Origin of the sequence: Formosa sediminum (genome assembly GCF_007197735.1) — a bacterium.
Taxonomy (GTDB): domain Bacteria; phylum Bacteroidota; class Bacteroidia; order Flavobacteriales; family Flavobacteriaceae; genus Formosa; species Formosa sediminum.
Genome location: NZ_CP041637.1, coordinates 2,423,160 through 2,444,805, shown reverse-complemented (window position 1 = coordinate 2,444,805; position 21,646 = coordinate 2,423,160). Strand labels below are relative to the sequence as shown.

Sequence of the window (21,646 nt, the reverse complement as noted above, 5' to 3'; positions counted from 1 at the left end):
CCTAATATATGTCTGTAAAAAAAATTCTTAAAATTGGTGCAGGGATTATTGTATTCTTTACTTTACCATCCCTGTTACTTTTTGGATATTTGTATTTTAAATACAACGAAGACCTACCCCAAGGGACGCCTACAGCAGCTGCAGATGTAGTCGCAAAAAAAATGATGAATGCTCTAGATTACGAAGCCTACAAAAAAACCAATTATATTGAATGGACTTTTAGCAATCGCCATCACTATAAATGGCAAAAAAATAAAGATTTTTGTCAAGTTTATTGGAAAAACACTAGAGTAGATTTACAATTAAAATCCCCTAACACGAGTAAAGTCTGGATAGATCAAGTAGCAGTTACTGGTCCTGACACTCAGGAATATATTGATAAAGCAGTAAATTATTTTAATAACGATTCGTTCTGGATTGTTGCACCGTATAAAGCTTTTGATCCTGGTACAACACGAAGCTTGATTCCGCTAGAAAATAATACACAAGGACTTTTAATTTCTTATAATTCTGGAGGAAGTACCCCTGGAGATGCCTACATGTGGTTGCTAGATAACGAATATAAACCAACTGCCTTTAAAATGTGGGTATCTATTTTACCTTTAGAGGGTTTAAAGGCCACTTGGGAACAATGGGAAACTACAGAAACAGGATTAAAATTACCTAAATTTCACCAGCTTCTATTTATTGGTATAGAAATTTCAGATATTAAAACAGCTTACTAAAGCTAACCTTAAATATCATAATTAAATGCCACAAAAGCAATCCAAATTATTAAATTCAAAGTAACAAGGTAATAATTTTATTAAATTTACATCATATGTAAAATATAATTAAATTTTACATTTTTAAAAACATGCCATAAATCAATATTTTAAACATTTAATTTATTAATTTTGGTTAACAAACTAACAATAAGGTATGGACAACCATTTATTAAATGCTTTAAAAAATTATATTACACCGGACCTAGTTACGCAAGCATCTGAGGTCTTAGATGAAACTGAAAGTAATATATTTAAAGCCATATCTGCTACTATTCCAACGCTTGTATTTAGCCTATTTGATAAAACAACTCACCCACAAACTATAGATCAATTTATAGGTTTAGCCAATAGTACAAGTTTAAACGCTTCAGAGATCATGTCGGATTTACCCACTTTACTCACAGATAAAGGAAACACATCTCTTTTAGATAGCGGAAAACAAGCATTAGATTTACTTTTTAAAGACAAACAATCTAGATTATTTGAAATTTTAGCAGATAAACTTCATATAAAAACATCTTCAATTTTTAGATTAATGATGATGTCTACTTTAATGGTTTTGGCATATGTAAAATCAAAAGAACTAAACTCCTCAGAATTAATTAATTCTTTAACCGCTCAAAGAGACGATATCCTTTTAGAGACTCCTAGCGGTATAAAAGCTTTATTAAATGATACGAATACAGTTGTAACCACCGAAAAAAAGACACGTCCAATACAAACTAAAAAAAAACATAAAGAAGGCATTAAACACCGATGGATTATTCCTATTTTAATTCTTATTGTTGCTATTTTATTCCTAATTGTGATAAAATAAGTTACATTTTAAAAAACGTCCCGAAATATCAATTTAGCTTTAAGAATTAAATTTTGATGAGCAATTTATTTTCAACTTTAAGACGTCTGCTTTTTTTAAGATATCTGGAGTTATATCGTTTCATTTTTAACAATTTACTAAGACCCCACTCGTTTCCTTTTTCACCATAAAATCTGTATCTTTGAAACTTTGCATTTATATGAGCAATTTCGAAGAACATATTGAAGTTAAAGGTGCCAGAGTGCACAATTTAAAAAATATAGACGTTTCTATTCCTAGAGACAAACTTGTTGTTATTACAGGTTTATCTGGTAGTGGAAAATCGTCCTTAGCTTTCGACACCATTTATGCCGAAGGCCAACGGCGTTATATTGAAACGTTTTCGGCCTATGCCAGACAATTTTTAGGTGGTTTAGAACGCCCCGATGTAGATAAAATTGACGGACTTTCTCCAGTCATTGCCATTGAACAAAAAACAACCAGTAAGTCACCACGATCTACTGTAGGTACAATTACTGAGATTTACGATTTTTTACGTTTACTATACGCCCGTGCAAGTGATGCATACAGTTTTAATACGGGTGAACAAATGGTAAGTTATAGTGATGAGCAGATTAAAAACTTAATCACTGAAGAGTACCAAGGTAAACGTATTAATATCCTTGCGCCCGTAATACGATCTAGAAAAGGTCATTATAGAGAATTGTTTGAGCAAATTGCCAAACAAGGTTTTGTAAAAGTAAGAACAGATGGCGAAATTCGCGATCTGGTTAAAGGCATGAAATTAGACCGTTATAAAACACATGACATTGAAATTGTTATCGATCGTTTAAAAATTGAAAACCATACAGATAACGATAAACGGCTTACCGAATCTATAAACACGGCCATGTATCATGGTGACGATGTTTTAATGGTTATAGACCAAGATACTAACGAAGCACGTTATTTTAGTCGGTTACTAATGTGTCCTTCTACAGGTATATCTTACCCTAATCCAGAGCCTAATAATTTCTCATTTAATTCGCCAAAAGGAGCTTGTCCAAAATGTAATGGTATTGGGCAATTGTATCAGGTAAATCTCTCAAAGATTATCCCCGATCCAAGTTTATCCATAAAAGCAGGGGCATTAGCACCTCACGGACCAGAGAAAAATAGTTGGATTTTTAAACAATTAGAGTTAATCGCCCAGCATTTCAATTTTAAATTGACAGATCCCTATAATACTATTCCTGAAGCCGCCAAACAGATGATTTTATATGGTGGAAAAGAAAAATTTTCGGTTGAAAGTAAAACCTTAGGCATCACTAGAAATTATAAAATAGATTTTGAAGGCGTAGCCAACTTTATAGAAAGTCAGTTTGAAAATGCACAAACAACAACTTTAAAACGTTGGGCAAAAGACTTTATGGATAAAGTTAACTGTGAGCAATGTGGCGGTTCAAGACTAAGAAAAGAATCTTTATATTTTAAAGTTAACGGTTTAAATATTGCAGAATTAGCCAATAAAGATATTAGTGATCTATCTGTTTGGTTTAAAGACTTAAAATCACATCTATCTAACAAACAACTCCAAATTGGAACTGAAATTATTAAAGAAATTAGTACGCGCTTACAATTTTTATTAGATGTAGGTTTAGACTATTTATCATTAAACAGAAGCTCTAAATCCTTGTCTGGAGGAGAAGCACAGCGTATTCGATTGGCAACTCAAATTGGTTCGCAATTGGTAGGTGTGCTTTATATTTTAGACGAACCAAGTATTGGATTACACCAGCGCGATAACGAAAAATTAATCAATTCGCTTATCTCCCTTCGTGACGTAGGTAATTCAGTTATAGTGGTAGAACACGACAAAGATATGATTGAACGGGCTGATTACGTGATAGACATTGGTCCAAAAGCTGGACGCTATGGCGGAGAAATAATTAGTGAAGGCACTCCAAAAGAATTATTACAACAAGATACTTTAACAGCTAAATATATTAATGGCACTAAGGCCATTGAAATTCCTGAAAAACGTCGTGAAGGTAACGGACACGTTTTATCTTTAAAAGGATGCACAGGAAATAACTTAAAAAATATAAGTGTGTCTTTTCCATTAGGAAAAATGATTGGTGTTACTGGAGTTTCAGGAAGCGGAAAATCTACTTTAATTAACGAAACCCTCTACCCCATCTTAAATGCTTATTATTTTAATGGCGTAAAAAAACCAATGCCTTATAAAAGTATTAAAGGCCTAGAACATTTAGATAAAGTAATTGATATTAACCAATCGCCAATTGGCCGTACACCAAGAAGTAATCCGGCAACTTACACCGGTGTGTTTAGCGAAATACGAAGTTTATTTGCTAAAATTCCTGAAGCCATGATTCGTGGTTACAAACCTGGACGTTTTAGTTTTAACGTTAAAGGTGGCCGTTGCGAAACCTGTCAAGGAGGTGGTTTACGTGTTATTGAAATGAATTTTTTACCAGATGTATATGTAGAATGTGAAACCTGTCAGGGTAAGCGTTTTAACAGAGAAACTCTGGAAATTAGATATAAAGGAAAATCGATTAGTGATGTATTAAACATGACTATTGATGAAGCTGTACCATTTTTTGAAAACATCCCTAAAATTCATAAAAAAGTAAAAACCATTCAAGATGTAGGATTAGGTTATATAACTCTAGGGCAACAAAGTACAACACTTTCTGGTGGTGAAGCACAACGTATTAAACTAGCCACAGAATTAAGCAAACGCGACACCGGAAACACATTCTATATTTTAGATGAACCTACTACTGGTCTGCATTTTGAAGACATACGTGTACTTATGATTGTTCTAAACAAATTGGTAGACAAAGGAAACACTGTGCTTATTATTGAACATAATTTAGATGTTATTAAAACCGTAGATCATATTATAGATATAGGGTATGAAGGCGGTAAACGTGGTGGTCAGGTTATTGTAGAAGGAACCCCTGAAAAGGTTGCAAAACACAAAAAAAGTTACACAGCAAAATTCCTTAAAAAAGAATTACATTAGCATTAGAATAAAAATGATTATGACAAAACAACAACATCCAAAAGGTTGGAATGAAATAAAAACAAACGATTCATGGGCCATTTTCAAAATCATGGGCGAGTTTGTTAATGGTTTTGAAAAAATGAGTACAGTAGGTCCTTGTATTTCTATTTTTGGATCTGCAAGAACTAAACCTGAAGATCCTTATTACAAATTAGCAGAACGCGTTGCTCATAAAATTGTAGACGAAGGTTATGGCGTAATTACCGGTGGCGGACCAGGAATTATGGAAGCAGGTAATAAAGGTGCGCATTTGGGAGGTGGAACTTCTGTAGGATTAAACATAAAATTACCGTTTGAACAACATGATAATCCTTATATAAATCCAGATAAAAACTTAGATTTCGATTACTTTTTTGTAAGAAAACTAATGTTTGTAAAATATTCACAAGGTTTTGTGGTTCTTCCAGGTGGATTTGGGACCTTGGATGAGTTGTTCGAATCTATTACCTTAATACAAACCGGAAAGATTGAACGCTTTCCAATTATTTTAGTGGGTAAAGACTATTGGCAAGGACTGTTTGAATGGATAAAATCTACAATGTTAGCTAAACATAGTACTATAAGTCCTAAAGACTTAGACTTAATACACATTGTAGACACTGAAGATGAAGTGGTTGATATTCTAAATGAATTTTATAATGATTCTAATTTTAGTTTAAATTTTTAACATCAATAAAAAAAATAACTTCCTTTAAAAATATACCTTTCCAATTCTATTATTATGGTAATATCTTACTGCATTTGCTATTAAAATATTACCATAATAATTTAAACCAATGTAGAATTTAAAATTTTCTGAAATAGCTTGAGTTCACGAAGTATTTGCTTTGCACTATTTTTATTTACACACCTAATTGCTATTAGTCAAAATAAAATTGACGTAAAAGCAACTTTTGACGTGTCTGCTAAGCAAATTCACATAACACAAACAATAGAGTATAAAAATACCACTCAAGACACACTACATGCCATATATTTAAACGATTGGGCCAACAGTTACGCTACTAAAACAACGCCATTAGCAAAACGTTTTGCAGATGAATATAAAACCAATTTCCATTTTGCAAAAAGCAAAGATCGCGGATTTACAGTTGTAACTAGTATAACAGAACATAACACAGAAGTAGACTATAACAGACTAAAAGATCATCCAGATGTTTTAAAAGTTAAACTTACTAAACCTTTACAGGCAGGCGAAAGTTATGTAATTACACTGCAATATCTTGTACAAATTCCTAACGATAACTTTACCCGCTATGGCTGGACTAGTACTAACGATTTTAACTTGCGTTATTGGTATATTACACCAGCAGTATATAATGGCAAATGGAATTATTACAGCAATAAAGATTTAGACGATTTATTTATACCTGCTGCCAATTTAAATCTCCAAATTAAATTTCCGAGTTATTACACACTAACTTCAGAATTAAAACAAGAAAATACCGAAGTACGTAACGGAAATACAATAGTAACTTTAACCGGAAAAAACAGTGTAGATTCAAAATTATTCTTAAAAAAAATATCCGACTTTAATACTATAGGTAACGATTCATTTTCAATAGTTACAAATATTAACGATGAAAATTTAAATGAAATAGATCGTATCATTATCACCGATAAAATCATATCATTTATTACCGATAATTTTGGCGCCTATCCGCATGATAAATTGTTACTCTCTGAGATAGATTATAAAAAAAATCCAATTTACGGACTAAACCAACTTCCAAATTTTATTCGTCCGTTCCCAAACCATTTTCAATATGAGCTTAAACTCATAAAAACAGCTTTAAATAACTATTTTGAAAGCACGTTATTAATTAATCCAAGAGAAGATTATTGGCTTAACGACGGATTACAAGTGTATTATTTAATGAAATATGTTGATGAATATTATCCAAACATGAAACTTTTTGGTACACTTTCAAAAGTTTGGGGAATTCGCGCTTTTCACGCAACACAACTTCAATTTAATAACCAATACAACTTTTTATATATGCATATGGCACGTTCTAATTTAGATCAGCCATTAACTATGCGTAAAGATTCGTTATTAAAATTTAACTCAAATATCGCTAACAAATACAAAGCAGGTGTTGGCTTAAAATATCTGGAAGATTATTTAAATGAAGATGTAATAGAACAAACCATAAAAAGTTACATGTCTTTATACAAGCAAAAGCAAACCTCTCCCAAAGATTTTGAAACGCTTTTACGCTGTAACACAAATAAGGACATCGATTGGTTTTTTAACGATTATATCGCGACACGACAAAAAATAGATTATAAGATTAAGGGCTATAATGTTATAGGAGATTCTCTTGAAGTTACCATAAAGAACAAGAGAAATAACAGCATGCCAATCTCGCTATTCGGAATAAAAAACAATAGTGTAGTTTATAAAACATGGATAAATAATATTACTGAAACAGAAAAAGTTACCATACCAAAAGATAGTATAGATAAACTGGTATTAAACTACGATATGGTCGTACCCGAATTTAATTTAAGAGACGACTGGAAATCTTTAAAAGGAATTGTATTTAATAACAGACCCTTACAATTCCGTTTATTTAAAGATATAGAAGACCCTTATTACAATCAGGTCTTTTTTATGCCAGATTTTACATATAATTATTATGATGGTTTTGCTCCTGGATTACGATTATATAACAAAACGGTACTCTCAAAACCGTTTGCTTATAGCTTGAGTCCTCGGTATGCATTAAAAAGCAAACAGCTTATCGGAAATTTAAGTTTAAGTTTTACACAACGTCCAGAAGATCAAGATCTATATTACATTAGATATGGTTTTTCGGGAGAATATTCTAATTACGCTCCAGATTTATCTTATACATCCTTTACTCCTTACATACAATTTAGATTTAGAAATCGAAACGATTTTAGAGATAACAAGAATCAGTTCTTAACCTTAAGATATATAAGCATTTCAAGAGAAGATGATCCCTCTGGAGAATTTACTAACGAAAATCAGCCAGATTATGATGTATTTAACATCCGATATGGCAATACTAATCCTAATTTAAAAAATCACGTTACAGGATTTACAGATTTACAATTGGCTAGAAATTTTGGTAAGATTGCGGTAAATTTTGAATACAGAAAACTTACCGAAAATAATAGAAATTTTAATTTACGCTTTTTTGCAGGTACGTTTTTATATAATAACACCTATAAAACATCAGATTACTTTAGTTTTGCACTAGATCGCCCTACAGATTATTTATTCGATTATAACTACCTAGGCCGTTCTGAAGAAACTGGACTGTTAAGCCAAGAATTAATTATATCTGAAGGTGGCTTTAAATCTAAATTACAACCCGCTTTTGCAAACCAGTGGATGACTACATTAAACGGAGGAACAACAATTTGGAAATATTTAGAATTATATGGAGACGTAGGTTTGGTGAAAAACAGAAACCTATCGCCTAAATTTGTATACGATACAGGATTCCGTTTAAACCTAATAACAGATTATTTTGAATTGTATTTTCCCGTATATTCTAATTTAGGCTGGGAGGTTTCTCAACCACATTATAGCGACAAAATCAGATTTATAGTTACTTTATCACCAAAAACGCTATTCGGATTATTTACAAGACGCTGGTATTAAATTCTTAATTTTTATTAATAATTTAATAATAAAAATTAAATTAACTAGTGATTCCATATAAAAACTCACTAAAATCCATATTTTATTACAAATTACACAGCGCACTTATGTAAAGATTGAATTGTAATAACCATTTAAATTGCATAAATTTGCACGTATTCCAATTCTTATAAAACATGCAGACAGAACCCGAAATAATGACAGGACTTTCTTTTGAAGATTTTAAAGCCGAAGTTTTAAATGATTACAAAATAGCAGTGACCTCTCGAGAATGTAGTTTACTTGGTAGACGAGAAGTACTTACAGGTAAAGCAAAATTCGGAATTTTTGGAGGAGGAAAAGAAGTCGCACAATTGGCTATGGCCAAAGCATTTAAAGATGGGGATTTTCGTTCTGGTTATTATAGAGACCAAACATTTATGATGGCCATTGGCGAACTTACAATAGAACAATTTTTCTCTGGATTGTACGCCAATACCAACTTAGAAATTGAGCCTATGTCTGCAGGGAGACAAATGGGTGGACATTTTGCCACGCATAGTTTAGATGAAAATGGAAATTGGAAAAACTTAACTCAGCAAAAAAACTCAAGTGCAGATATCTCTCCTACAGCAGGACAAATGCCTAGATTATTAGGATTAGCACAAGCCTCTAAAATATACAGACATGTAAAAGGGATTTACACTAAAAACTTTTCGAATAACGGAAATGAAGTGGCTTGGGGTACTATTGGAAATGCAAGTACAAGCGAAGGATTATTTTTTGAAACCATAAATGCCGCAGGGGTTTTGCAAGTGCCTATGGTAATAAGTGTTTGGGACGACGAATATGGAATATCTGTACATGCAAAACACCAAACCACTAAAGAAAATATTTCTGAAGTTTTAAAAGGATTTCAACGAGACGAAAACGGAAACGGTTACGAAATATTATGTGTAAAAGGTTGGGACTACCCTAACCTAATAGAAACCTATCTTAAAGCTGGTGAAATTTCTAGAACAGAACATGTTCCTGTATTAATACATGTTAACGAATTAACACAGCCACAAGGTCATTCTACATCTGGATCTCACGAACGTTATAAAAGTCCAGAACGCTTAGCTTGGGAAACAGCTAACGATTGTAATTTGAAGATGCGAGAATGGTTAATAGCCAATGGATTTGCTACAGACGAAGAACTAACAGAAATAGAAAAAAGTGCAAAACGCGATGTTCGTAAAGCCAAAAAAACAGCGTGGTCACTTTTTGTTGAGCCTATAAATAAAGATAAAACTGAAATTGCCAATCTTTTAAAACAAGTTGCCAATATTAGTTCTAACAAAGTGTTTATCGAAAAAATCGTTAAAGACCTTGAAAATATTGAAGAGCCAATTAAGCGAGATATTATTGTAGCTGCACGAAAAACGTTACGCTACATTATAAATGATTCTGCTCCTGAAAAAGATAGACTCTTATTATGGATTGAAAAATATTTTGAAAGAGTACAGCCACAATACAGTTCTCATTTGTATAGTGAAAGTAATAAATCTGTAAAATATATTGCAGAAGTTAAACCTATTTATACTGAAGATAGTGAAAACGTAGATGGCCGTTTAATTATTAGAGATAATTTTGATGCTATATTTAGTAAATACCCTGAAACCTTAATCTTTGGTGAAGACTCTGGAAACATTGGAGATGTTAACCAAGGACTTGAAGGTATGCAAGAAAAATATGGTGAATTACGTGTAGCAGATGTAGGTATTAGAGAAGCAACCATAATTGGCCAAGGTATTGGTATGGCAATGCGCGGTTTGCGCCCAATTGCAGAAATTCAGTATTTAGACTACATTATGTATGCCATTCAAATTATTAGCGACGATTTAGCAACGCTACAGTACCGAACTAAAGGACGACAAAAAGCACCATTAATTATTCGTACACGAGGGCATCGTTTAGAAGGAATCTGGCATTCGGGTTCTCAAATGGGGGGATTAATTCATCTAATACGTGGTATTCATGTATTAGTTCCAAGAAACATGACTAAAGCTGCTGGATTTTACAATACCTTATTAGAATCTGACGAGCCTGCATTAGTTATTGAATGCTTAAATGGTTACCGTTTAAAAGAAAAAAGACCTTCTAACTTCGGTTTATTTAAAACACCTATTGGAGTTACAGAAACATTACGTACAGGTAGTGATATTACTTTAGTATCTTACGGCTCTACATTACGCATTGTAGAACAAGCTGCAAGAGAATTAATGGAAGTTGGTATTCAAGCAGAAGTTATAGATGTACAATCCCTTTTACCATTTGATGTTAACCATGACATTGTAAAAAGTGTAGCAAAAACAAACCGTTTATTAGTTATAGACGAAGACGTTCCTGGAGGCGCATCTGCATATATTTTAAACGAAATTTTAAACACTCAAAACGGTTACGAACATTTAGATAGCAGACCAAGAACATTAACAGCTAAACCACACCGCCCTGCTTATGGTACAGATGGCGATTATTTCTCGAAACCTTCTGTTGAAGATATATTTGAAACCGTTTACCTAATGATACATGAAGCTAATCCTTGTAAATATCCTAAATTAAGATAAATCTAAAACGTATTAATAACCTTTATTTTAAATTTGTTTACTTAAAATTATGACCATTAAATTATTGGCCATCGGAAAAACCGATAATAAGCTCTTACAAGGCTTAATAGAGGATTACCAAAAACGTTTGGGGTTTTATATTAAATTTGAATTTGAAATTATTCCTGATTTAAAAAAGGTTAAAAACTTAAGTGAGGAGCAACAAAAACAAAAAGAAGGCGAACTTATCTTAGGAAAACTAAATGCTACAGACGTACTTGTACTTTTAGATGAAAATGGTAAACAAATGGATTCTGTTGGATTTTCTAACTACCTCCAAAAACATATGAACTCGGGTATTAAGCAACTCGTTTTTGTAATTGGAGGCCCATATGGATTCTCTCAAGAAGTATACACCAAAGCTCAAGGAAAAGTTGCTTTATCCAAAATGACTTTTTCTCATCAAATGATACGCTTATTTGTTATTGAACAATTATATCGCGGATTTACAATTCTAAAAAACGAACCTTATCACCACCGTTAATACCTTAATATTAACGATAATGGTATGTTTTTTTACCTGATCCTATTTTATAGCCTATAGCAAGTTTTGCTTTGGTAAGGTTAAAACGGTAATCATTATCGAAATCTAAATCTGTAGTATAAACACCACCTCCATAAATTAAACTCACATAATACCGCTTTACATTATACCCAACTGCAAATGTATAATCCATTTTAAGCAAAATAGGATTTGAAGGTTTATAAGTTCCGTCGTGCAAAGTCACATGTTTATACGTTAAACCTATTCCTGGCATAATATTACAAGATGCTGTAAAGTCCCCATGCAATCTAAATACAGACATTACACCTCCTAAAACACCTACCGCCGTACTATTATAACGTCTTATACGTGCTTCCTCATTAAAAGAAGCTTCAGGTAAGTCTGACAAAATATCTCCTCTAGCACTAAAATAATCGTAAAAACCAAAAGCGCCAATACCGCCGGTTATATAAACTTTGCGGTCTAAATGATCTATTCCTGCTTTTAACATGGAATACGAAAATTCTATATCTGGTATTGTACGTAAATAATTAAAACCTACTGTTACAGAACGTATATCGTCTCGAAACACAAAAGGTGCTCCAAAATTATTTTTCACATTAAAACCCTTATAGGTTTGCACATAAAAATTAACATAATTTTTTTTCCCAATTATAGATGTTCCTTGCATATCAAATCTATGCGTAACATCATCTGTATTCGTCTTTACATTAAAGGCAATATCAATAAGTAGTTTACTACTAGCAACACCAAAACCAACTCCAAATTTATTGTTTGGTACAAATCGAGCTCTAAAACCCGTTTCATTTTTAACACTAAATTGTTTGTATTTATAATTTGTAAATAGTCTAAAGGAATAATTATTTATATCATGATCAATAAAAAGTTTATCAACCAATTGAATAAATTTTAAAGAATCTAAATCCTTTAAAACTTGTGCTTGTACCAATAAAGAAGGCCATATAAAAAGCAAAAGGAAGACAATTTTTCTAATCATGTATTTTCGTAACCATACTTTAAATTCCCCAAACAATTTTAATATTATGATAAAAATACATTAATTCTAATGAGTAACAATTGGATATCACCATTATATCTTCACAGAAAAAAATGTATTAAAAAAAAGAGAAGATATTTAACAACTTAAATCAAAGAATAGGTTATAAAATTCAAGATTTAAAATTAAATATCTTCTCTATAATTATATAATAATTAAGAGTTTACAAAAGTATGTTTACGCTTTTTCAACTGAATATCTAAATCGTTAATTGTATTTTTAACAGCTAATTCATAAGTACGTTCTTGAGATGATGCAAAAATTCTTGGTCCAGGAGCACTCAATTCAATTTTACAAATTTTCCCCTCTTCTTTTTCGTTTTTTATGGTTTCAAAAATAACTTCGGCAGAAATAATCCAATCGTATTTTAAAGCTAATTTATTAAGTTTTGTAGTTACATGTTCATTCATTGCCTCGCTTGTAGACATGTGAATATATTGAATGTTAATTGTCATAGATTAGTATTTTAAAGTTCTATATAAATTTAATTAAAAACCGGCATCTAACCATTGCTTGTAGTCATAAAAAATTGTGAAATATTCAATAAAATATCAAAATAAAAACAAAAATAAAATGTATCATCTTAAAAATCATATTATTAATTAATTATTAAAAATTATACCTATTTGTAATCTACACATCTTATTTTTAAATAATGGATAACTCGCTTTAAAAAGTTATTTTAGCAGATGTTAAATAAAAACTTAACTATGAAACTTGTATTTGCTACTAATAATCAGAATAAAATTAAAGAAGTTCAAACCTTAATTCCTAGTCACATCACCCTTTTAAGTTTAGCCGATATTAAATGTTTTGAAGATATACCTGAAACACAGCCTACAATTGAAGGAAATGCCATACAGAAAGCAAATTATATAAAAGAACATTATGGTTTTGATTGTTTTGCAGATGATACAGGATTAGAAGTCGATGCTTTAAACGGTGCTCCGGGTGTGTATTCTGCAAGATATGCTGGGCCACAACGCAGTTCAAAAGACAATATAAAAAAACTCTTAACCGATTTAGATTGTGCCACACATCGAACTGCTAATTTTAAAACTGTAATTGCGTTATCTCTTAAAAATATAATGAAAACTTTTACAGGAATTTGTGATGGCGAAATTACAACTACCGAACACGGAACTGATGGATTTGGCTACGATCCCATTTTTAAACCCACAGGAAACACTCAGACCTTTGCAGAAATGCCTTTAAGTAAAAAAAACACCATAGGGCATCGCGGAAAAGCCGTTTCTTTATTAGTAGAATATTTAAACAATTTACAACCCTGAATTTAAGACATTGATTTACAATAAACTAATCAAAATTAGTTTATATAAAATAAATCACTACCTTTGCACCTTGAAATTCCTCAGAGAGAGGATGTGTTACTTGGAAGTTTAAGGTTAAGTATGTCGATTCCCTTCTTATGTAGCACTTACATATTTTAATCGAATACTTATTACAAGAATGAACACATTCAAAGATTTAGGTCTTAATGACGACCTATTGCGTGCTATTACCGATATGGGGTTTGAAACTCCAAGTGAAGTCCAAGACAAAGCCATCCCATTATTATTAGAAAGTGAAATAGATTTAGTTGCTTTGGCACAAACAGGAACAGGTAAAACTGCCGCGTTTGGTTTTCCAATGCTACAAAAAATAGATATTGATAGCAGAACCACTCAAGGATTAATCTTATCGCCTACGCGCGAACTTTGTTTACAAATTACTAACGAACTTAAAGCGTATGGTAAATATTGTAAAGGTTTAAACGTTGTTGCTATATATGGTGGATCTAGTATTCAGGACCAAGCAAGAGATGTGAAACGCGGAGCTCAAATTATTGTAGCAACTCCAGGACGTATGAAAGATATGATTAACCGTAAAATGGTTGATATTTCTAAAATTCAATATAGCGTTCTAGATGAAGCAGATGAAATGCTAAACATGGGATTTTATGAAGATATCACAGACATCTTATCTCACACACCTATAGACAAAAATACTTGGTTATTTTCTGCAACTATGCCTAAAGAGGTTTCTAACATTGCAAAAAAATTCATGGATAGTCCTAAGGAAATCACTGTAGGAAATAAAAATGAAGGAAGTACGCAAGTCTCTCACGAATACTATTTAGTAAATTCTAGAGATCGTTACCAAGCTTTAAAGCGTTTAGCCGATGCAAATCCTGATATATTTTCAGTAGTATTTTGTCGTACAAAGCGTGATACACAAAAAGTAGCTGAACAACTTATAGAAGATGGTTACAATGCAGGTGCACTTCACGGTGACTTGAGTCAGAACCAACGTGATTTAGTAATGAAATCGTTTAGAAATAATCAAATCCAAATGTTAGTTGCTACAGACGTAGCTGCTCGAGGAATTGATGTAGACGATATAACGCACGTTATTAATTACCAATTGCCAGACGAAATTGAAACTTATAACCACCGTAGTGGTCGTACAGGACGTGCTGGTAAAACAGGTATTTCTATGGTTATTGTCTCTAAAAGTGAGGTTAGAAAAATTAAAAGTATAGAACGTATTATAAAAAAAGATTTCATTAAAAAAGAAATTCCTAACGGAATGGAAATTTGTGAAGTTCAATTAATGTCGTTAGCTAATAAAATTCACAATACAGAAGTTAATCCAGAAATTGATAAGTACTTAGACAGTATTAATACCATGTTTGAAGATACGTCTAAAGAAGAATTAATTCAGAAATTTTTCTCAGTAGAATTTACTCGTTTCTTTAATTACTATCAAAAATCTAAAGATTTAAACGTAGCCGAAGGAAATACAAGAGAAAAAGAACATGTTAGTAATGGAAATGCTGCACGTTTCTTTATTAATGTTGGAAGCCGTGATGGTTTCGATTGGATGAAATTAAAAGATTTCTTAAAAGAAGTTTTAGAATTAGGTCGCGACGATGTCTTTAAAGTAGATGTTAAAGAAAGCTTTTCATTCTTTAATACAGAAAAAGAACTTAAAGATAAAGTACTTGCATTTTTTACAGATTATAAACACGATGGTCGTTTTGTTAATGTAGAAGAAACAGAAAACAAAGGCGGCGGTGGTCGTGGTGGCAATAGAAGTCGTGGTGGCGGAGGCCGTAGAGACCGTAAAGATGGTGGCTTTAGAGGCGAAAGACGTTCTAAATCTGGAGGTGATAGAAAACGAAATTCAGAGTCTAAACCAAGACGTTCTAACTCTGGATTTAGCTCTGAAAAACGAAGCAATTCAGATCAAGGTTCAGCGTCTTCTAGACCAAGACGATCTAGACGCTAAGCATTCTGTTAATATTTAGTCAAAAAAATTAGTACCTTTTCCTAAATATTAATTAGTTTGCTACTTTTATGCCTAATAAAATTACAATGAAATATACATTTATATTATTTATCCTGTTATTTACATCTGCAACTGTTTTTGCACAAGACAGCAATACAAGTGTAATTGGGGTAATTATTAATGGGTCTACAGACGAGCCACTTGAAGGTGTAAACATTGTAAATATTAATCAGGTTAAAGGTAGTACTACAAATGCTAAGGGAGAATTTAAGATTTCGGCTAAAGTAAATGATACGCTTCACCTTTCTTATTTAGGTTTTAAATCTTTAAAAGTTAAAGTAACGAACGACTGGTTAAAATTCGGAAGTTCAACCATTGCTTTAACAGAATTAGCTTTAGCCTTAGAAGAAGTTGTAGTAAACCAATTTAGATTAACAGGTTTCTTAGAAGTAGATATTAAGCAAGTCCCTATTAATAATAATTACCAGTATAGTATTTCTGGATTACAAAATGGTTACGAGGCAGGTTCAGGAGGGACAAGTGTAAATAAAATTTTAAATTCTATTTTTAACCCAGCAGATTTTCTATATAATATCTTCGGAAAAAAGCCTCAGGAAATGAAAAAACTGAAGCAGATGAAACAGGATGACGAGATTAGAAATCTATTAGCTTCGCGATTTGACAGAGAAATGCTCACTGTTTTATTACAGGTAGATCGCGTAGACTTAGATGAAATTGTAAGGCAATGTAATTACTCTAAAGACTTTATAAATTCTGCTAACGATCTTCAAATTCTCGATGCCATAAGTGGCTGTTATGAAGAATATAAGGTGTTAAGCCGGGGCAGATCAAAAATTTAATAATCACTAAAAAAACTGTCTATAATTAGACAGTTTTTTTTTGCTTTATTACCTATCAATTAAAATTTAGCTTTAACTCAAAATATTATATTCTTAAAATTTTTAACATATATAAACAAATTCATCAATTTGACTCTAAATAAACTATGTTAATTTTAATATTTGCAATATTTCAATAAATTTTATATTTTGCATCACCGATCCACATAACAATTCATGATAAACATTACACGAATATTCGACTTTCCGTATTATCAGTTAGAAAAATACAACTTAAACAAATCTCTAACAACTAAATACGGTAACACTTGGACCTCTATATCTACACAGGAATATATAGATCAAGCCAATGCAATAAGTCGTGCTTTGCTCCGACTAGGTGTAAAACCAAACGATAAAATTGCTGTAATATCTACCAATAATAGAACAGAATGGAATATTATGGATATTGGTGTGCTACAAATTGGCGCCAATAATGTTCCTATTTATCCTACAATTTCTGAAACCGATTATGAATATATTCTAAATCATTCTGAAGCTACTTATTGTTTTGTATCAGATAAAGACGTTTTAGAAAAGTTAAATAAGATTAAAGACAATACTCTTTTAAAAGCTGTATACACATTTGACGAGATTCCAAATGAGAAGAATTGGAAAGAACTACTTACATTAGGTGCAGACACCTCAAATCAACCTGAAGTTGAAACCCATAAAGCGAATGTTAAACCTAATGATTTAGCAACTTTAATATATACTTCAGGAACTACAGGGACACCTAAGGGTGTAATGTTGTCGCATAATAATTTAGTTTCAAATGTACTTAACAGTGAAAAACGTGTACCATTTAGTCATGGTAAATCTCGTGCACTAAGTTTTTTACCTATATGTCACGTTTTTGAGCGTATGCTAATTTATTTATATCAATATTGTGGTGTAGAAATTTATTATGCCGAGTCTATTGATAAAATGGCAGATAACATGAAAGAGATACGACCACATGTAATGACTGCTGTACCACGATTATATGAAAAGGTATACGATAAGATTGTAGCTAAAGGAAGCGACTTAACAGGCCTTAAAAAAGCGTTATTCTTTTGGGCTATAGATTTAGGACTAAAGTATGAACCTTACGGTAAAAATGGATGGTGGTACGAAAAACAATTGGCTGTAGCTAGAAAACTAATTTTTAGTAAATGGAAAGAAGGTTTAGGCGGAGAAATTGAACTTATGGTCTCTGGTAGTGCTCCATTACAAAAAAGGCTAACACGTATTTTTGCTGCTGCAGGTATTCCAATCATGGAAGGTTATGGCTTAACAGAAACCTCACCTGTTATTTCTGTAAACGACCAAAGAGATTTTGGATTTAGAGTTGGTACAGTTGGTAAACTTATAGATAATATAGAAGTTAAGATTGCTGAAGATGGTGAAATCTTAGTTAAAGGTCCAAATGTCATGTTAGGCTATTATAAAGATCCTGAAAGAACAAAAGATGTCATGTCAGGAGCGTATTTCCATACGGGAGATATTGGAGAAATTTCTAATGATGGGTTTTTAAAAATTACAGATCGTAAAAAAGAAATTTTTAAAACAAGCGGAGGAAAATACATTGCACCAGCTGTAATTGAAAATAAACTGAAACAATCCCGATTTATAGAACAAGTTATAGTAATTGGGGAAGGCGAAAAAATGCCAGCAGCTTTAATCCAACCAAATATTGAATTTATTACAGAATGGGCAAAACGCCATAATATAGAATTCAGCAATATTGATGCTTTGTGCACAGACCAACGTTTACTAGATCGCATTCAAAAAGAAATCGATTATTCTAACAAAGGTTTTGGAAATTGGGAACAAATTAAAGCTTTTAAACTCACGCCAGATGTCTGGTCTATTGATAACGGACAACTAACTCCGACATTAAAGTTAAAGCGAAAAAACATTAAAGAAATTTACAAATCCTTAATAGAATCCATATATAGATCCTAATTCATTAAACTCCTTAACATTTTAAGGAGTTTTTTTATTTCTTATTTTAGTTAAATATTCACTAATTTATTATGCATGCATAATATTATTTGCTATATTTGAGATAAGATAAATTAAAATGAAAGATAAGACAATCGACTATGTTTTACGGCACACATGGCTAGCCGTTACCAAAATGTATAACGAACAAGGTACAAAATTTAACAGCACTATGGCCATAGGTTTTGCATTACTTAGTATTGACCCTGAAAAAGGCACACCTTCTACTTCTCTTGGTCCTAAAATGGGAATGGAAGCCACAAGTTTATCCAGGATAATTAAAAACATGGAAACCCAAGGGCTAATTGAACGTAAACCAAATCCTGAAGATGGCCGTGGCGTTTTAATTCATTTAACTGAAATTGGTAAAGAAAAAAGAAACTTTTCTAAAGAGCGTGTTTTAATTTTTAATGAAGCTGTAAGAAAAAATATTTCAGCTGAAAAAATTGAACATTTTTACGAAGTGGCAGAAGTCATAAACGATTTAATTTCAAACAAAAAAATATATACTAACGAAAGCATTTTAAAATAAAATGAGCACACGTAGAATAAAAAAAGTAGCCGTTATTGGTTCTGGTATTATGGGTAGTGGTATTGCTTGTCATTTTGCCAATATTGGTGTAGATGTACTATTACTAGACATTGTACCTCGCGAACTTAACGCTACCGAACAAGCTAAAGGATTGACATTACAAGATAAAGTAGTAAGAAATAGAATGGTAAACGATTCGCTTTCTGCTGCTTTAAAATCGAAACCCTCTCCTATTTATCATCAAAAATTTGCAAGCCGAATTACGACTGGAAATTTAGAAGATGATATCTCTAAGGTTAAAGATGTAGATTGGATTATTGAAGTGGTTGTAGAACGTTTAGATATAAAACAACAGGTTTTCGAAAATCTAGAAAAACACAGAACGCCAGGCACTTTAATTACCTCGAACACCTCGGGTATCCCAATTAAATTTATGAGTAAAGGCCGTTCTGAAGATTTTCAGAAACACTTCTGTGGAACACACTTTTTTAACCCTGCGCGTTACTTAAAATTATTCGAAATTATTCCTGGACCAGAAACGAGCCAAGAGGTATTAGACTTTTTAAATAGTTATGGCGAACAGTTTTTAGGAAAAACCTCTGTGGTGGCTAAAGATACACCCGCTTTTATAGGAAACCGTGTAGGTATTTTTAGTATTATGAGTTTGTTCCATACGGTAAAAGATATGGATTTAACCATTGAAGAAGTCGACAAATTAACAGGTCCTGTTATCGGTCGTCCTAAATCGGCTACATTTCGTACTGTAGATGTGGTTGGCTTAGATACCTTAGTGCATGTGGCTAACGGCTTGTACGAGAATGTGCCTTCAGATGAACGTCACGAGTTATTTAAACTACCCGATTTTATTAGTACAATGATGGAAAATAAATGGCTAGGTAGTAAAACAAAACAAGGATTCTATAAAGTAGAACGTCATAAAGACGGCAGTAAAGACATTTTATCTTTAGACTTAGACACTTTAGAATATCGTGCAAACAAAAAAGCAAATTTTGCAACTTTAGAATTAACGAAAACGATTGATAAGGTTGTCGACCGTTTTAAAGTTTTGATTTCAGGTAAAGATAGAGCAGGCGAATTTTATCGTAAAAATTTTGCAGCCCTATTCGCATACGTCTCACATAGAATCCCTGAAATTACCAACGAATTATATAAAATTGATGATGCCATGAAAGCTGGATTTGGCTGGCAACATGGTCCATTTCAAATTTGGGATGCTATAGGTGTAGAAAAAGGCTTAGAACTTATTAAAGCCGAAGGTTTGGAACCTGCTGCTTGGATTAACGATATGTTAGCCGCAGGAATATCCTCGTTTTATGCTGTAAAAGATGGAGCATCTTACTTTTATGATATTCCGACTAAAAAATTAGAAAAAGTTCCTGGTCAAGATGCCTTTATCATTTTAGATAATATTAGAAAATCAAAAGAAGTCTTTAAAAACTCAGGTGTAGTTATCGAAGATTTAGGCGACGGTATCCTGAATTGCGAATTTCAATCTAAAATGAATACCATCGGTGGCGATGTTTTAAACGGTATTAATAAAGCCATTGATTTAGCTGAAAAAGATTTCCAAGGTTTAGTCGTTGGAAATCAAGGAGCAAATTTCTCTGTTGGAGCCAACATCGGAATGATTTTTATGATGGCTGTAGAACAAGAGTACGACGAATTAAACATGGCCATTAAGTATTTTCAAGATACCATGATGCGTATGCGCTATTCTGCCATTCCAACTATTTCTGCGCCTCACGGCATGACGCTTGGTGGTGGTTGCGAATTATCGCTACATGCAGACAAAGTGGTTGCTGCTGCAGAAACTTATATGGGACTTGTAGAATTTGGAGTTGGTGTAATTCCTGGTGGTGGTGGTTCTAAAGAAATGACCTTAAGAGCACAAGACACTTTTAAAAAGGGCGATGTTGAATTAAATACGCTTCAAGAGTATTTCTTAAGTATAGGGATGGCAAAAGTATCAACCTCGGCTTACGAAGCCTTCGATATAGGCGTGCTTCAACACGGAAAAGATATTGTGGTAGTAAATAAAGACAGACAAATTGCAACAGCAAAAGCTCATGCCAAATTAATGGCAGAAGCGGGCTATACACAACCTATAAAACGTACCGATATAAAAGTTCTAGGAAAACAAGCCTTAGGCATGTTTTTAGTGGGAACAGATTCTATGGAAGCGAGTCATTACATTAGTGAACACGACCAGAAAATAGCAAACAAATTGGCTTACGTTATGGCTGGAGGGGATTTATCAGAGCCTACTTTGGTAAACGAACAATATCTACTCGATTTAGAACGCGAAGCCTTCTTAAGTCTATGTACAGAACGTAAAACTTTAGAACGTATTCAGCATATGTTAAAAACTGGAAAGCCACTTAGAAACTAGATATTAGTAATCAGTATTTAGACAATAGAATTGAGTAATTAGAAA

15 protein-coding genes are annotated in these 21,646 nt (G+C 32.5%); 13 read left to right on the top strand and 2 right to left on the bottom strand.

Translation table 11 applies throughout. The features are described 5' to 3' along the window. The first annotated feature begins 8 nt into the window (after positions 1 to 8). The 7 genes from FNB79_RS10570 (at position 9) to rlmH (ending at position 11,405) form a co-directional block, all read left to right on the top strand. Positions 9 to 725 (top strand): hypothetical protein, encoded by a 717-nt coding sequence (locus FNB79_RS10570; protein ID WP_143381270.1) that lies wholly within the window; start codon positions 9 to 11, stop codon positions 723 to 725. 196 nt (positions 726 to 921) lie between these two features. Then, complete coding sequence (locus tag FNB79_RS10565; RefSeq protein ID WP_143381269.1) at positions 922 to 1,584, top strand: DUF937 domain-containing protein; 663 nt, start codon at positions 922 to 924, stop codon at positions 1,582 to 1,584. 199 nt (positions 1,585 to 1,783) lie between these two features. Beyond that, positions 1,784 to 4,615, top strand: a complete 2,832-nt coding sequence (gene uvrA, locus FNB79_RS10560) for an excinuclease ABC subunit UvrA (protein ID WP_143381268.1) — start codon at positions 1,784 to 1,786, stop codon at positions 4,613 to 4,615. A 19-nt stretch (positions 4,616 to 4,634) separates the two neighbouring features. Continuing rightward, complete coding sequence (locus tag FNB79_RS10555; protein ID WP_143381267.1) at positions 4,635 to 5,324, top strand: LOG family protein; 690 nt, start codon at positions 4,635 to 4,637, stop codon at positions 5,322 to 5,324. Between the two features lie 138 nt (positions 5,325 to 5,462). After that, positions 5,463 to 8,294 carry a M1 family aminopeptidase gene (locus FNB79_RS10550; RefSeq protein WP_246073264.1) on the top strand — a complete coding sequence of 944 codons (2,832 nt, stop codon included), beginning with the start codon at positions 5,463 to 5,465 and terminating at the stop codon, positions 8,292 to 8,294. Positions 8,295 to 8,470: 176 nt separating this feature from the next. Further along, on the top strand, positions 8,471 to 10,882 hold the full coding sequence (locus tag FNB79_RS10545; protein ID WP_143381266.1) for an alpha-ketoacid dehydrogenase subunit alpha/beta: 2,412 nt from the start codon (positions 8,471 to 8,473) through the stop codon (positions 10,880 to 10,882). A gap of 49 nt (positions 10,883 to 10,931) precedes the next feature. Beyond that, on the top strand, positions 10,932 to 11,405 hold the full coding sequence (rlmH, locus tag FNB79_RS10540; protein ID WP_143381265.1) for a 23S rRNA (pseudouridine(1915)-N(3))-methyltransferase RlmH: 474 nt from the start codon (positions 10,932 to 10,934) through the stop codon (positions 11,403 to 11,405). Positions 11,406 to 11,415: 10 nt separating this feature from the next. On the opposite strand, the gene FNB79_RS10535 is transcribed toward rlmH, so the two are convergent. Together FNB79_RS10535 and hpf are read right to left on the bottom strand one after the other, a co-directional pair. After that, positions 11,416 to 12,423, bottom strand: coding sequence for a DUF4421 family protein (locus FNB79_RS10535; RefSeq protein WP_143381264.1), 1,008 nt, complete (start codon positions 12,421 to 12,423; stop codon positions 11,416 to 11,418). Positions 12,424 to 12,638: 215 nt separating this feature from the next. Beyond that, positions 12,639 to 12,938, bottom strand: a complete 300-nt coding sequence (gene hpf / locus FNB79_RS10530) for a ribosome hibernation-promoting factor, HPF/YfiA family (protein ID WP_143381263.1) — start codon at positions 12,936 to 12,938, stop codon at positions 12,639 to 12,641. 255 nt (positions 12,939 to 13,193) lie between these two features. Here hpf and FNB79_RS10525 point away from each other — a divergent pair, with 255 nt between their 5' ends. The 6 genes from FNB79_RS10525 to FNB79_RS10500 all read left to right on the top strand — a co-directional run bounded on the left by FNB79_RS10525 (position 13,194) and on the right by FNB79_RS10500 (position 21,601). After that, a complete protein-coding gene (locus FNB79_RS10525) occupies positions 13,194 to 13,775 on the top strand; it encodes a non-canonical purine NTP diphosphatase (protein ID WP_143381262.1) in 582 nt (193 codons plus the stop codon). Positions 13,776 to 13,953: 178 nt separating this feature from the next. Then, positions 13,954 to 15,774 (top strand): DEAD/DEAH box helicase, encoded by a 1,821-nt coding sequence (locus FNB79_RS10520; RefSeq protein WP_143381261.1) that lies wholly within the window; start codon positions 13,954 to 13,956, stop codon positions 15,772 to 15,774. Positions 15,775 to 15,860: 86 nt separating this feature from the next. Then, the gene (locus FNB79_RS10515) at positions 15,861 to 16,634 is read left to right on the top strand and encodes a carboxypeptidase-like regulatory domain-containing protein (protein WP_143381260.1); all 774 of its coding nucleotides are present in this window, start codon (positions 15,861 to 15,863) and stop codon (positions 16,632 to 16,634) included. A 216-nt stretch (positions 16,635 to 16,850) separates the two neighbouring features. Continuing rightward, the gene (locus FNB79_RS10510) at positions 16,851 to 18,620 is read left to right on the top strand and encodes an AMP-dependent synthetase/ligase (protein WP_143381259.1); all 1,770 of its coding nucleotides are present in this window, start codon (positions 16,851 to 16,853) and stop codon (positions 18,618 to 18,620) included. Between the two features lie 118 nt (positions 18,621 to 18,738). Continuing rightward, positions 18,739 to 19,191, top strand: a complete 453-nt coding sequence (locus FNB79_RS10505; protein WP_143381258.1) for a MarR family winged helix-turn-helix transcriptional regulator — start codon at positions 18,739 to 18,741, stop codon at positions 19,189 to 19,191. A gap of 1 nt (position 19,192) precedes the next feature. Then, positions 19,193 to 21,601: a 3-hydroxyacyl-CoA dehydrogenase/enoyl-CoA hydratase family protein gene (locus FNB79_RS10500; RefSeq protein WP_143381257.1), complete on the top strand. Its 2,409-nt coding sequence runs from the start codon at positions 19,193 to 19,195 to the stop codon at positions 21,599 to 21,601. Positions 21,602 to 21,646: the final 45 nt, after the last annotated feature.

Coding starts and splice junctions, on each gene's coding strand:
- FNB79_RS10555 (WP_143381267.1), top strand. CDS start 4,635: ATGACAAAACAACAACATCCAAAAGGTTGGAATGAAATAAAAACAAAC.
- rlmH (WP_143381265.1), top strand. CDS start 10,932: ATGACCATTAAATTATTGGCCATCGGAAAAACCGATAATAAGCTCTTA.
- FNB79_RS10520 (WP_143381261.1), top strand. CDS start 13,954: ATGAACACATTCAAAGATTTAGGTCTTAATGACGACCTATTGCGTGCT.
- hpf (WP_143381263.1), bottom strand. CDS start 12,938: ATGACAATTAACATTCAATATATTCACATGTCTACAAGCGAGGCAATG.
- FNB79_RS10545 (WP_143381266.1), top strand. CDS start 8,471: ATGCAGACAGAACCCGAAATAATGACAGGACTTTCTTTTGAAGATTTT.
- FNB79_RS10515 (WP_143381260.1), top strand. CDS start 15,861: ATGAAATATACATTTATATTATTTATCCTGTTATTTACATCTGCAACT.
- FNB79_RS10570 (WP_143381270.1), top strand. CDS start 9: ATGTCTGTAAAAAAAATTCTTAAAATTGGTGCAGGGATTATTGTATTC.
- FNB79_RS10565 (WP_143381269.1), top strand. CDS start 922: ATGGACAACCATTTATTAAATGCTTTAAAAAATTATATTACACCGGAC.
- FNB79_RS10525 (WP_143381262.1), top strand. CDS start 13,194: ATGAAACTTGTATTTGCTACTAATAATCAGAATAAAATTAAAGAAGTT.
- FNB79_RS10510 (WP_143381259.1), top strand. CDS start 16,851: ATGATAAACATTACACGAATATTCGACTTTCCGTATTATCAGTTAGAA.
- FNB79_RS10500 (WP_143381257.1), top strand. CDS start 19,193: ATGAGCACACGTAGAATAAAAAAAGTAGCCGTTATTGGTTCTGGTATT.
- FNB79_RS10505 (WP_143381258.1), top strand. CDS start 18,739: ATGAAAGATAAGACAATCGACTATGTTTTACGGCACACATGGCTAGCC.
- uvrA (WP_143381268.1), top strand. CDS start 1,784: ATGAGCAATTTCGAAGAACATATTGAAGTTAAAGGTGCCAGAGTGCAC.
- FNB79_RS10535 (WP_143381264.1), bottom strand. CDS start 12,423: ATGATTAGAAAAATTGTCTTCCTTTTGCTTTTTATATGGCCTTCTTTA.